Annotated in this window: 9 protein-coding genes; all 9 read right to left on the bottom strand. The window is 74.7% G+C overall.

Translation table 11 applies throughout. The features are described from left to right. Window positions 1-7: 7 nt before the first annotated feature. Window positions 8-298, bottom strand: a complete 291-nt coding sequence (locus tag ACFWJX_RS26555; protein WP_383247992.1) for a DUF5133 domain-containing protein — start codon at window positions 296-298, stop codon at window positions 8-10. A 126-nt stretch (window positions 299-424) separates the two neighbouring features. Continuing rightward, window positions 425-2,194: an ABC transporter ATP-binding protein gene (locus ACFWJX_RS26550; RefSeq protein ID WP_383247990.1), complete on the bottom strand. Its 1,770-nt coding sequence runs from the start codon at window positions 2,192-2,194 to the stop codon at window positions 425-427. A gap of 190 nt (window positions 2,195-2,384) precedes the next feature. Next, window positions 2,385-3,653 (bottom strand): ABC transporter substrate-binding protein, encoded by a 1,269-nt coding sequence (locus ACFWJX_RS26545; RefSeq protein WP_383247987.1) that lies wholly within the window; start codon window positions 3,651-3,653, stop codon window positions 2,385-2,387. Further along, on the bottom strand, window positions 3,650-4,789 hold the full coding sequence (locus ACFWJX_RS26540) for a branched-chain amino acid ABC transporter permease (RefSeq protein WP_383247984.1): 1,140 nt from the start codon (window positions 4,787-4,789) through the stop codon (window positions 3,650-3,652). The genes ACFWJX_RS26545 and ACFWJX_RS26540 overlap by 4 nt, the downstream gene beginning before the upstream one ends. Continuing rightward, window positions 4,782-5,678 (bottom strand): branched-chain amino acid ABC transporter permease, encoded by an 897-nt coding sequence (locus ACFWJX_RS26535; protein ID WP_383247981.1) that lies wholly within the window; start codon window positions 5,676-5,678, stop codon window positions 4,782-4,784. The genes ACFWJX_RS26540 and ACFWJX_RS26535 overlap by 8 nt, the downstream gene beginning before the upstream one ends. Further along, window positions 5,675-6,643 (bottom strand): ABC transporter ATP-binding protein, encoded by a 969-nt coding sequence (locus tag ACFWJX_RS26530; protein ID WP_383247978.1) that lies wholly within the window; start codon window positions 6,641-6,643, stop codon window positions 5,675-5,677. The genes ACFWJX_RS26535 and ACFWJX_RS26530 overlap by 4 nt, the downstream gene beginning before the upstream one ends. Then, the gene (locus tag ACFWJX_RS26525) at window positions 6,640-7,434 is read right to left on the bottom strand and encodes an ABC transporter ATP-binding protein (RefSeq protein ID WP_383247975.1); all 795 of its coding nucleotides are present in this window, start codon (window positions 7,432-7,434) and stop codon (window positions 6,640-6,642) included. Before ACFWJX_RS26525 ends, ACFWJX_RS26530 begins: the two co-directional genes overlap by 4 nt. Window positions 7,435-8,077: 643 nt before the next feature. After that, the gene (locus tag ACFWJX_RS26520) at window positions 8,078-9,343 is read right to left on the bottom strand and encodes a PucR family transcriptional regulator (protein WP_383247972.1); all 1,266 of its coding nucleotides are present in this window, start codon (window positions 9,341-9,343) and stop codon (window positions 8,078-8,080) included. 143 nt (window positions 9,344-9,486) lie between these two features. After that, the gene (locus ACFWJX_RS26515) at window positions 9,487-12,177 is read right to left on the bottom strand and encodes a LuxR C-terminal-related transcriptional regulator (protein ID WP_383247969.1); all 2,691 of its coding nucleotides are present in this window, start codon (window positions 12,175-12,177) and stop codon (window positions 9,487-9,489) included. Window positions 12,178-12,452 lie beyond the last annotated feature (275 nt).

Raw genomic sequence — 12,452 nt, 5'->3', positions numbered from 1 at the left:
GGCGTTCTCAGACCGCCAGGGACAGTCCGCTCTCCTCGTCCCGCTCTCCGTCCCTGGCCGCGTCCGTGTCCTGCTTCGGCAGCCGGGCCGTCGGCGGCCGTACCTCGGCGGCGAGCAGGGCGTCCGCCGCGGCGACCGCCTCACGGACGTCGGACGTGGCCATGAGGACGCACAGCGTGTAGGTGACGTCCTCCAGCTCGCGGGCCGTGTGCGGTGTCTCCCGCTCGGCCTGAGCGATCCTCAGCGACGCGTAGCGGGTGAGCAGCGTCCTGACGGTCTTCGGGTCCGGAACGATCACGAGCGCCCCTTTCTCCAGGTGTGGTGCGCTGCGTGTGCCCGAACACGGGCGATTCATGCACGCGTGGGACGCATGTCACCCCCCGGGGGCACGGTTTTCGCCACTTGGCCCCCGCCCCCGGTGGCTTCAGGCCGCCTGTCCGCTGTGCAGGGCCGTGTACGCCCCGCCCCGGCGCAGGAGTTCCTCGTGCGTGCCGGTCTCCAGGATCCGCCCCTCCCCCATGACCACGATCCGGTCGGCGCCGCGCACCGTGGACAGGCGGTGCGCCACCACGAAGGTGGTGCGTCCGTGCAGCAGACGGGCGAGGGCCTGCTGGACCAGCGCCTCCGAGCGGGTGTCGAGCGCGGACGTCGCCTCGTCCAGGATCAGCACCTTGGGGTCCCGGATCAGCGCGCGGGCGATCGCCAGCCGCTGCTTCTGCCCGCCCGACAGACGGGCCCCGCGCTCGCCGACGAGGGTGTCGAGCCCCTGGGGCAACCGGTCGACGAACTCGGTGGCGTTGGCGTCGCGCAGGGCGGCGCGGACCGCCTCCTCGTCGGCCTCGTCCTCCATGCCGTAGGCGACGTTCTCGCGGACGGTGCCGTCGAAGAGGATCGACTCCTGCGGGACCACCGAGACGAACCGCCGGTAGGTGCGCAGGTCGAGGCTGTTCATGTCGGTGCCGTCGAGCAGCAGCCGGCCCGAGGTCGGCCGGATGAAGCCGATGACGAGGTTGAGCACGGTCGACTTGCCCGCGCCGGAGGCGCCGACCAGGGCGACGGTCTCGCCGGGCGCCACGGACAGGGTGAAGTCGCGCACCGCCGGCCGGTCGGCGTCGTAGGCGTGTCCGACGCCCTCGAAGGTCACCGCGCCGTCCAGCGAGGCGAGTTCGGCCTTGCCCTCGTTGTCCTCCAGTTCGGGCGCCTGGAGGACCTCGCCGACCGAGCGGACCGACTCCAGGCCCTTGGTGATGACCGGCGCCAGGCCGGTCAGGGTGGTCGTGGAGTTGGTGAGGGTGGTGAGGAAGGCGCTGAGCATGACGACGTCACCGGGGGTGACGCCCCAGACCTCGTAGTACGACACGAGCGCGGCGCCCGTCAGCACCAGCACGCCGACCACGTTGAGCACCACCCACGCGATCGAGCCGAAGCGGCCGTTGACCAAATCGAGGCGCATCCCGGAGGTCAGCAGGCGGCGCAGGGTGCCGTCCATGCGGGTGAGCGCCTTGCCCTCGAGGCCGTGGGCGCGGGTGACCGGGATCAGCCGGGTCATCTCCGTGACCCGTGAGGAGAGGGTCTCCACCTCGTGGCGGAAGTGCTCGTTGTGGGCGCGCAGCCGGGAGCGCAGCCGGGCCACGACGAACGCGGCGGCGGGCACCACGACCAGGAAGACGGGCACGAACTCGGGGGTGCGTACGGCGATGATGACGAGGCCGCCGATGAGTACGGTGGTCGCGCCCAGCCCGTTCTCGGCGGTCTGCTGCACCATCTGCTCGACGGCCTCGACGTCGCGGACGACCTTGGCCTGGAGCACACCGGCGCTGACCCGTGAGTGGTAGCCGATGGACAGTTGCTGCATGCGCGTGCACAGGGCGGAGCGCAGGCTGGTGCCCATGCGGCGGACGCTGCCGTACAGGAGGCGGACGTAGAGCAGGTGCAGCGGGTAGTTGACGATCAGGATGAAGAGGATGACGCCGGTGCTGGTCCAGAGGCGGGAGATGGGCCGGTGCTCGACGACGGTGTCGATGATGGACGCCGTGATGAGCGGCAACAGCCAGATGGGGCTGTGCTTGACGGTGAAGACGACGACCGCGCCGGCCAGGCGGCGCCGGTCGGCGCGGAAGAGGTAGGCGAGGGTGCGGATCGGGTGTTCGTCGCGGTAGCGGTGGTCGAGGGGTCTGTCGAGCGACGACGCCATCGGCGGAGGTCCTCCCCGGGAGTGCCCGGCTCGTGACTTCTCTCGGAAGTCGGGACATGACGAAGTCCGGTGCACCGGAAGGTGATCGCGGTGCACCGGACGCGTCCCAGCCTGACCCCGGCCGGCCTCGGAGGTCCAATGGAAGAAAGCGAACGCATTCAGCAGTGGGGCCGCTGAATGCGGACCCGGATCAGGACTTCGACGTCAGGTACTCCTCCACCCCCGCCGCCTGGTGCGCGTCCTCGACGCCCACCACACCGCCGGCCGCCTTCGCGTCCGGCTTCAGCACGTACGTCGACAGCGCGGCGGGCCGGCCGACGTCGGAGAAGTTCTGCGGGCTGCCGAGGCCGGTGTCGACGTTCTTCTGCGAACGGTGCGCCTTCACCACGTCCTCGCGGGCGAGACTGCCGGCCTCGCAGGCCTTCTTCAGGTCTGCGCCCAGGAGTTGGGCGGCACTGTAGCCGGACAGCGCCCCGGAGTCGACCGGGGAGGCCGGGTACTTCTTGGTGTAGGCGGCGACCATGGCCTTGACGCCGGGGATGTCGGAGCTGACGGCCGGGGCGCCGCTGACGATGTTCAGCATCGCCGTCAGGGCCGGCGCGGCAGGCGTCTTCATCAGCTGCGGGGCGAAGCCCGGGGCGCTGCTGACGACGGGGACGCGCAGCCCCCGGGAGGCGGCGACGCCCACCAGGGACGCCGTCTGGGCGGGCCCGGCGCTGACCAGGATCGCCTTGACCCCGTCCTTCTTCAGCGCCGTCACCTGGGCGGAGAGGTCGGTGTCCGTCGCCTTGATCTTCTGGCCGGCGATCTTCAGGCCGGCCTTCTTCGCCGCCCAGGTGGAGCCCTCGAGCGCGTTGGCGCCGTAGTCGCCCTCGAAGTAGACGTGCCCGACGGTGTCGCCCTTGGCCAGGCCCTTGGTGCGGGTGAGGAAGTCGACGGCGGCGATCATGTCGAGGTCGTAGGTGGTGGCCATGACCTGGACGGAGTCCTTGCCGAGCAGGGAGGCGGCCCAGGCCTGGGGGTAGGTGAGGAGGTGGTCGCGCTCGATGTCGTCGAGGAGGGCGGCGACCACCGGGGAGCCGATGACCTGGGGCAGGGCGACGACGTCCGGGGAGATGTCGGCGTAGGCGGTGACGGCCTTCTGGACGTCGTAGCCGTGGTCCTTGACGACGATCTCCACCTCGCGGCCGCAGATGCCGCCCTTGGCGTTGGTCTCGTCGGCCCACATCTGCTGGGCCTGCACGATGCTCTTGCCGAGGGTGGCGTAGGGGCCGGTCAGGTCGGTGAGGGCGCCCAGTCTGATCGTCTTGTCGGTCACTCCGGGGCCGGACTTGACTCCGTCGGCGCCGTCGGAGGTGCTGCCGCCGTCCGCTTTGGAGCTGCAGCCGGTGGCCGCGATCAGCAGGGCAGCCAGTGCCGCGGTGAGGGCGGTGCCGCGGGTGCGGTGCTTGGGGTTCACGGGGTGTGCTCCTTGGCTCGTGCGGGCGTGGCGGGTGAGGCGTCCGTGGTGGGTGGCGGAGGTGCGGACGACGGCCGGTCGGGTGACCGGGCGGGCCGCAGACGGGCGCGGACGCGGCGGGACAGGCCGTGCAGTCCGTCGGGGGCGTACAGGAGGATCACGACGATCACGGCGCCGTAGAGGTAGCGGGCGGCCTCGGTCGGTCCGAGGGCGCCCTCGCCTCCGGTGCCCGGGGCGGCGACCAGCGGGAGCTGGTCGGCGTACCGGGTCATCAGCAGGGGCAGCGCGGTGACGAAGAAGGCGCCCGCGGTGGCTCCGGCGACCGAGCCGAGCCCACCGATGACGATCATGGCGAGGTAGTCGACGGAGAGGGCCAGACCGAAGTAGTCGGGCACGACCCGGCGGAAGGCGAGGGCCAGCAGGACCCCGGCGAGGCCCGCGTACATCGACGACACGACGAAGGCGGCCGAGCGGTAGCGGGCGACGTTCACGCCCATCACGGCCGCCGCGGTCTCGCTGTCGCGGACGGCCGAGAGGGCCCGGCCGGGACGGCCGCGCAGCAGGCCGCGTGCGGTGAACCAGGTGAGGGCGAACAGGGCGAGACCGAGGTACCAGAGGCGTTCCTCGGCGCCGAACGGCACGCCGAATACGGTGAGTTCGGGATCGTCGGCGGTGAACCCGAACCCGCCCAGGGTGAGCGGCGGTACCGAGCGGCCGTTGAAGCCGCCGGTGACGGAGTCGGCGGTCAGCAGGAGGTGGTGGCCGAGGAAGACCAGCGCGAGGGTGGCGATGCCCAGGTAGATGCCGCGGACTCGGCCGGCGACCGGGCTGAACAGGCCGCCCGCCACGCCCGCCAGCAGCACGGCCAGGACGGCGGCGAGCGCCGGGGGCAGGGCCGGGCCGGGATCGCCGGCCAGCCAGGTGTAGCCGTACGCCCCCACGGCGAGGAAGAAGGCGTGGCCCAGCGAGAGCTGACCCGCGGTGCCACTGAGCAGGCCGAGGCCGACGGCGCCGATGGCGGCGGCGATCGAGAACAGGCCGATGCGCAGCCAGAAGGCGTCGAGGTAGAAGGGCAGGGCGCACAGGAGAAGGGCGGGCAGCAGCAGCTTGCCCCACTTCGGGACGAGTTCAGACACGGACCGCTCCCTTCGCGCCGAACAGACCGGTGGGCCGCACCAGCAGGACGACCACCATCACGGCGTACGGCGCGACATCGCCGAACCCTTCGCCGAGAACGTGCAGTTCGGACTGGTAGCCCGCCACGAGGGCCTCGGTCAGGCCGATCAGCAGGCTGCCCGCGAGGGCGCCGGGCGGTGAGGCCATGCCGCCGAGGATGGCGGCGGGGAACGCCTTCAGGGCGATCTGGCCGGTGGTGCGCTCCAGGCCCGGCGCCGGGAACGCGGCGAGGAACACGGCGGCGAGCGCGGCGAGCGCACCGGCCAGGCACCAGGCGAGCATGCGCACCCGGCTCAGCCGTACGCCCATCAGGGCGGCGGCCTCCACGTCCTCGGCCGCCGCCCGCAGGGACAGGCCCCAGGGCGTGAACCGGAAGAGGGCGAAGACGCCGGCGATGACGACGGTGGAGACGGCGATCGCGGCGAGCCGGCTGTCGGCGACGGTCACCGGGCCGAGGCCGGTCACCGCGTCGCCCCACGGGTCGCCGAGGGTCAGGAGGTCACCACCGATGCGCCGGGACAGGTCGGTCACCAGGACGATGTCCACGCCGATGGTGACGATGGTCTGCACATGCGCGGCCTTGGGATCGGGATCGCCGCGTTGCAGCAGCAGCCGGTCGAGCGCGCCGGCGACGGCCGCGGTCGCCAGGACGGCCACGGCGAGGGCGCCGGCGAAGCCGAGGTCGTCGTGGAGGACGGCGACGAGGTAGCCGCCGAGCAGGAGCAGCGAGCCGTGGGCGAAGTTGAGGACGCCGGAGGCCTTGAAGATGACCACGAAGCCGAGGGCGACGAGGGCGTACACGGCGCCCAGGGCGAGGCCGTTGAGGAGGGTGTCGAGGAGGGTGGTCACGGAGCGTTCTCCCCGGGAGGTTCGGTCACTTCGGTCTCTTCGGTGGGCTCGGTCGGTGCGGTCGGTGCGGTCGGTGCGGTGGTCTTCGTGGCGTTGACGGTTTTCGAGATTTCCGTGGCCTCCGGGATTTCCGGGGTCTCGTCGGGGGCGCCGGTCCCCAGGTAGGCGCGCAGCACCTCGGGGTGGCGGCGGATCTCGTCGGGGGTGCCGTGGGCGAGCCGGCGGCCGAAGTCGAGGACGGTGACCTCGTCGGCGAGGCGCATCACGAGGCCCATGTCGTGTTCCACGAGGACGACGGACAGGCCGAGCTGCTCGCGGACCGTGCGCACGACGTCGGCGGTGGCGGCGCGTTCGGCGCCGTTCATGCCGGCCACCGGCTCGTCGAGCAGCAGCACGCGCGGCTCCAGGCAGAGCGCGCGGGCGAGTTCGACCCGCTTGCGGTCGCCGTACGACAGCAGCGCCACCGGGGTGTCGACATGGGCGCCGAGGCCGGTGAGTTCGGCGATCTCGCGGACCCGTTCCAGGTGGGCGCGCTGTTCGCGTACGGCGCTCGGCAGCCGCAGGGCGCTGGCGGCGAAGCCGGCGCGGGACAGGGCGTGCCGGCCGAGCATGAGGTTGTCGGCGACCGTGCCCTCGGTCGTGACGATGTTCTGGAAGGTGCGGGCCACGCCCAGCGCGGCGATCCGGTGCGGGGCGAGTCCCGTCAGGTCGGTGTCGCCGAGCAGGACCTGACCGGCGGCCGGGCGGCACAGGCCCGACAGGACGTTGAAGCAGGTCGACTTGCCCGCGCCGTTGGGCCCGATCAGGGCGTGCACCGAGCCCGGGGCGACGGTGAAGGACACCGCGTCCAGGGCGGTGAGACCGGCGAAGCGGACGGTGACGTCCCGGACGTGGAGCGCCGGGGGTGCGGCCTGCGAACCGGCGGCGGGGCCGGTGCCCGTACGGCCGGTGGTGCGGATGTTCACGCGGCCCCCTGGTCGCCGGCCGGCTCGTCGGCGGTCTCACCGAGGTACAAGCGGCGTACGGCGTCCGTGCGGGCGAGTTCGTCGGCGGGGCCCGACAGCCGGATCTCGCCCACTTCCAGGACGTGCGCGTGGTCGGCGAGGGACAGGGCCATGCCGGCGTTCTGCTCGACGAGCAGGACGGCGGTGCCCTGTTCGTTGATCTCGCGGATCACCTCGGCGATGCGGAACACCATGCGCGGGGCGAGGCCGAGGGACGGCTCGTCGAGCAGGAGCAGGCGGGGGGCGGCCATCAGGGCGCGGCCAATGGCGAGCATCTGCTGCTCGCCCCCGGACAGCAGGCCGGCCGCCTGGCCGCTGCGTTCGGCGAGGACGGGGAACAGGCCGTAGACGCGGTCGCGGGACTCCCGGACCAGCGCGGGAGCACGCCGGCCGAGGCCGAGGCCGCCGGCGCGCAGGTTCTCCTCGACGGTGAGGCCGGCGAAGACCCGCCTGCCCTCGGGCACCTGGACGACGCCGGCGCGGACCGCCGCGACCGGGTCGCGGCCGTCGAGGTCCGTGTCGCCGTAGCGGACCCGGCCCGCGGTGACGGTGCCCCGGTGCAGGCGCAGGGTGCCCGAGACGGCCCTCAGCAGCGTGGTCTTGCCGGCGCCGTTCGCCCCGAGCAGTGCGACGACCGCGCCGTGCGGAACGGTCAGGGACACGGAACGCAGGGCTGACAGGGCTCGCCCGTACATGACGTCGAGCCCTTCGACGTGCAGCGCGGGCGGATCCTGCGGTGGTGCTTCGGGCATCGCGGCTCCTCGGGTCCGTGCCGGCCGGTCACGGCACTTCGGGGGACGGGGGGCGCTCACCACAGCACGGGGCCGAGGGGCTGGTACAGGCACCGGGACGGGGTCGCTGCGCGGGCCCAGTGCGGGGGGCGGGGGGTTGTGCGGCTGCCCAGGCGGGGAACGCGGCCGCGCAGACGCGGGCGCGCGGGCCGCGGGCATGCGTGAGCGGCGCTACGGCGGCCTCGCCGTACCGCAGGTCGCCGTGCACCGGAGACCCGGACCGCGCCAGCAGGCCCGGCGGGACACGCGCCGCTGGGAGGGCGGAGAACCGCGGGCAGGCACGAGCGGTGCTACGCCCGCCCGCCGTACCCCAAGTCGCGGTGCACCGGAGTACGGGCCACGCCAGCAGGCCCGGCGGGACACGCGCCGCTGGGAGGGCGGAGGAGCGCGGGCAGGCACGAGCGGCGCTACGCCCGCCCGCCGTGCCCCAAGTCGCGGTGCACCGGAGTGCGGGCCACGCCACCAGGGCCGGTGTCGCGGTGCACCGGATCCCGGCCGCGCCAGCAGGCCCGGCGGGACACGCGCCGCTGAGAGGGCGGAGGACCGCGGGCAGGCACGAGCGGCGCCACGGCCGCCTCGCCCGTACCGGCGGGTGCCGCGCTCCTCAGAGGGCGGGGCGGGCCGCCAGGGCCAGGGTGATCTCGACGACGTCCGTCGGGCGGGAGAGGGAACGGCCCGTGAGCTGTTCGTAGCGGCGGAGGCGGTTGAGGACCGTGTTGCGGTGGCAGTAGAGGCGTTCGCCCGCCCGCTGGGCGGAGCCGTCGCAGGCCAGCCAGGTGGCGAGGGTGTCCAGGAGGACGGCCGCGTCGGCGGGTTCCAGGGTTCTCAGGGGGCCGAAGACCCGGTCGGCGAGGGCGGTCGCGAGGTCGGGTGAGGAGACCACCAGGGCCGCGGGGAGGTGTTCGGTCAGGCGGATCGTGCCGCCGGTCCCCGGGCACATCCGCAGCGCGGTGTCCGCCAGCCGGCGGGCGTCGCCGACGGCGGCCAGGCCCGACACGGCCGTACCGACACCGATGCGGGCGCCCGTGGGCGGGCCGCCGTCGATCGCCGTCTCGTCCTGCCCGTCGACGAGCAGGACGATGCCGTAGTCCACCTCGACCCCGGTGTGCCAGTGCACACGCGCACCGCGTCCTACCGAGGCACGTGCACCGGCCGCCTCGGACGGGGAGCCGCCGGACACCGCGACGACGACGTAGCGGCCCTGTTCGGGCAGGTCCAGGGCCTGGGCGGCCTCGGGCAGGTCGGCGATGCGGCTGGTGCCCTCCAGGAGGGCGGCGGCCAGCAGCCGCAGCCGGTTCTCGCGTCGCCAGGCGAGCTGGCGTTCGACCTGACGGTAGGCGTCGGCGACGAGCGTGCAGTGTTCGTCGACGAAGTTCCACACGTCGGCGGCGACGTGCACGAGGAGGCGTACGTCCTCGGGGGCGGAGCGGGAGGTCTCCTCGACCAGGCCCTGCCAGACCAGGGACCCGCCGAGCCGGAAGGCGTGCAGCAGCGCGTCGAGCGGCAGGCCCTGCTCGGCGCGGGTGGCGCCGATCTTCCAGGAGCAGCGGCGGGCCGCGTCCCGGTTGCCGCGCGGGTCGAGGAGCGAGTTCACGCTGTGCCGCAGCGAGCGGTGGACCTCCTGCCAGGTGGTGGCGGGGTCGCTCTCCACGGCGACGCGGTAGGCGGGCTCCAGTTCCTGGAGGGCGGCGACCAGCCGGTCGGTGAGGTCGGGCAGGTCGTTGAGCAGTACTCGCGCGGCGCGGTGCAGCACGTGCAGGGCGTCGGCGTCGATCAGCGACCGGACGCGCGGGCGCGGCCGCGGGCCGGGTCCGGTGGGCCCGGCCGGCGCGGGGCGCAGCGCGATCCGTGGCCGAAGGGCGTGCTGCATCCGGTCCTCCCCCAGAGGTCGGTTCACCCGGCGGCTCCCGCGCGGCCGTGCTCCGTCCGGCTCCTGGCCGGCCGACGGGTCCGCGCGGGTCCCGCCGGCTGGCGGGTCCTGCCCCGAAGGATGACATACCGTCCGGTCGGTCCCTAGGGGTGTGCACCGGTCTTTTCCGCCCGTTCGACCAGCCGGGCCAGTTCCAGGCGGGACCGCACGCCGAGTGTGGCGAAGACCTTCCGCAGGTGATAGTCGACGGTACGGGTGCTCACGGACAGGGTCAGCGCGACCTCCCGGTTGGTCGCGCCCTCGGCGACGCGGCGCGCGATGCGCAGCTGTTGCGGGGTCAGCCCGGAGAGGTCCGCGGATCCCGCCGTCCGCGGTCCGCTCACCTCGGCACCGTTGGCGCGCAGCTCGTCGCGGGTCTGCTCGGCCCAGGCGCGGGCCCCGCAGCGTTCGAAGCCGACCAGGGCGGCGCCGAGACGGTCACGGGCCTCGCGCAGGCGGCGTCTGCGGCGCAGCCACTTGCCGTGGAGGAGTTCGGTGCGGGCCCGCTCGAAGTCGCCGTCGGCCGTGTCGTGCAGGTCGACGGCCTGCCCGTAGAGGGCGTCGGCCCGGTCCGGCGGGGCGAGCAGGGCGCGGCAGCGCAGGAGCTGGGCGGGCGCCTGGGGGTCGGCGCCGAAGAGGGCCCACCGGGCGAATTCCTCGACCACGCTCCGGGCACCCTCGGGCTGTCCGGCGGACACGGCGGCCTCGACGTAGCAGGGGACGGCGAGCATCCACAACGCGAAGTGCCCGCGCCGCGCGCCCGGCCGCACGAGGGGCCCGAGCCGGTCGGCGGCCTCCTGGGGCCGGCCGCGCCCGAGGTCGGCGCGGGCCGCCGCCCACTCCGCCAGCGTCGCCGCCTGCGCGAGACCGTGCCGACGGGCGGTGCCGAGCGCCGCGGCCACATGCCCGGCGACCAGCTCGGTCTCCCCCTCGATGGACGCGGCCAGCGCCAGTACGGCGTGCTGGTGGGCGGCCGTGTTGCGCTGCCCCGCCCGGTGCGCGGCGCGCAGTCCCTCCTCGGCGTGGGTACGGGCGAGCGCGTGCCGTCCGGCGCGCAGTTCGGCGTAGGCGAGGTACTCCCGGGCCCGCGGGACCGCCGCGACGGTGTCCAGGGTGCGGGCGGCGGCGAGTGCCCGCGCGCCCGCCCGGCGGGCGCCGGCGAGGTCGCCGAGCATCAGCGCCGCCGCGGCGGCCCGCAGGATGTCCTCCGGGTCGCCGCAGGACTCGGAGTCGTCGTGCCGCGCCACCCGGCGCAGCCGTGCCGCCGCCTCCTCGAACCGCGCCTCCAGCAGGGCCCGCAGCCCGAGCCGGTAGTCGGCGCGAAACCCGTCCTGGGCGTCGTGGCCCTCGATCCGCCCGCAGCGTTCGAGTGCGGCGAGGCATCCCGCCGGGTCGCCCGCCGCCCATGCCGCGTCGCAGGCGGCCAGTGCGGCTGTCCCGGCGTCGGCCGGGGAGCGGGCGGCCAGCAGGGTGGTGGCGTGCAGGAGGGAGGCCTGGGCCTCGTCGACGGGCCCGTCGTGCAGCACCGTCGTGCCGCGCAGCAGGGCGGCACGGCCCCGTACGACGGCGGGGGCGGCGCCGGTCCGCGCCGCGTCGAGGAGCCGCAGGGCCTGGTGGGAACGTCCGCCGAGCAGGGCCTGTCCGGCGGCGGCCGTGTACCGCTCGGCGCGCTGCGGACCGTCGTCGGACAGCTCGGCGGCACGGGCGTACGCGGCACAGCGCAAACGGCGGGACGGCAGGTCCCCGGCGACCGTTTCCAGTTCCCGCCCCCGTACGACTCCGGCCCAGGCCCGGTGCAGCAGCGCCCGCGGGTCCCCTTCCGCCAGCTCCCCGGCCAGGGCGAGGTGCACGGCCCGCCGCCGTTCCTCCGGCGCCCCCGCGTACACCGTCCTGCGCAGCAGCTCGCTGTGGAAACGGACCTCGTCGTCGGCCGTCGCGAGCAGATCGGGCAGCGGTACGGCGCTGTCCTGCCCGAGGTGAGCCATGGCCCGCAGGGCGAGTCCTCGGTCCACGGCGGTGTCCTCGTCGTCCCGTGCGGCGGCGGCCACGGTCAGCAGGAGGTCGCGGTGGCCGGGAGTGAGGCCGTCCAGGCAGCCGCCCGCCACGTCCGCCAGCACCTCGGCGCCGGGCAGCGGGCGGGGCGGCGGACGGTCCCCGCGTACCTGGGCGGGCGAGAGCCGCCGTACGAGGGCCAGCAGGAGGGCCGGAACGCCCTCGGCCGCATCGACGATGTCGTCCCTGACTCCCCCGTCGACGGCGCCGCCGGTCACCTCGTCGAGGAGCGCGGCCGCCTCGGGCGGGGTGAGCGGGTCCACCCTGGTCACCGGCAGTCCGGCGAACTCCGGGGCGGGCGGGCGGTGTCCGGGGACCGTCAGGAGGAGGCGCGCCGCCGTCGTCGTACGGCGCAGGTGCCGGGCGGCGTCGCCCAGCGCGGTGCGGGAGAGCGGGTCCCACAGGTGGGCGTCGTCGACGCAGACGAGCAGCGGGCGGGAGCCGGCGGACAGCATGCCGAGGAGGGCCTGACCGGAGCCGCCCGCCGGTGCGCGGCCGGTGGCGTCGCCGAGGGCGCGCAGCAGTGTGCGCAGACCGCTGCCGGGGACGGCCGGGCACGCCGGGTCGGCCCGGACGCGCACGACGGGTCCGTCGGCGAAGGAGCGGGCGGCGCGTTCGAGGAACCAGGTGCGGCCGCAGCCGGGTTCCCCCGTGACGACGTGTACGGCGCCGTCGAGCCGGTCCGCCGGGGCCTTCGCCCGGTGCGGCGCCGGGCCGGGAGTCACGGTCGTCTGTCCGCTCATCCCCGTGAGGTTACGCACGCGTAACGTGAGGCGGAAGTCACGCGTCCACCCGCGGGTAGCCCCGATTTCCGCCGGTGACCTGGTCGTTCGCGGGTGAGCGCGGTGTGTGGGCTTGTGCCGGTGCCCAACTCCCCCGCGTCCGCGCCGTGACCGGGCACAACGGCGGCGGCGGGGGGGGGGGGGGGGGGCCCCCCCCCCCCGGGGGGCGGGGGGCGGGGCGGGGGGGGTGGGGGGGCGAGGGCGGCGGCGTTGGGGGGGCGGGGGGCCGGGAGAGG

It is taken from the genome of Streptomyces sp. NPDC058335, assembly GCF_042723915.1.
Lineage (GTDB): Bacteria > Actinomycetota > Actinomycetes > Streptomycetales > Streptomycetaceae > Streptomyces.
The sequence above is the reverse complement of the archived record's forward strand: the minus strand, read 5'-3'. Positions and strand labels throughout refer to the sequence as shown.

Bases quoted from the DNA above. Each gene is read 5' to 3' on its own strand.
- ACFWJX_RS26550 (WP_383247990.1), bottom strand. From the start codon at position 2,194: ATGGCGTCGTCGCTCGACAGACCCCTCGACCACCGCTACCGCGACGAA.
- ACFWJX_RS26525 (WP_383247975.1), bottom strand. From the start codon at position 7,434: ATGCCCGAAGCACCACCGCAGGATCCGCCCGCGCTGCACGTCGAAGGG.
- ACFWJX_RS26520 (WP_383247972.1), bottom strand. From the start codon at position 9,343: ATGCAGCACGCCCTTCGGCCACGGATCGCGCTGCGCCCCGCGCCGGCC.
- ACFWJX_RS26515 (WP_383247969.1), bottom strand. From the start codon at position 12,177: ATGAGCGGACAGACGACCGTGACTCCCGGCCCGGCGCCGCACCGGGCG.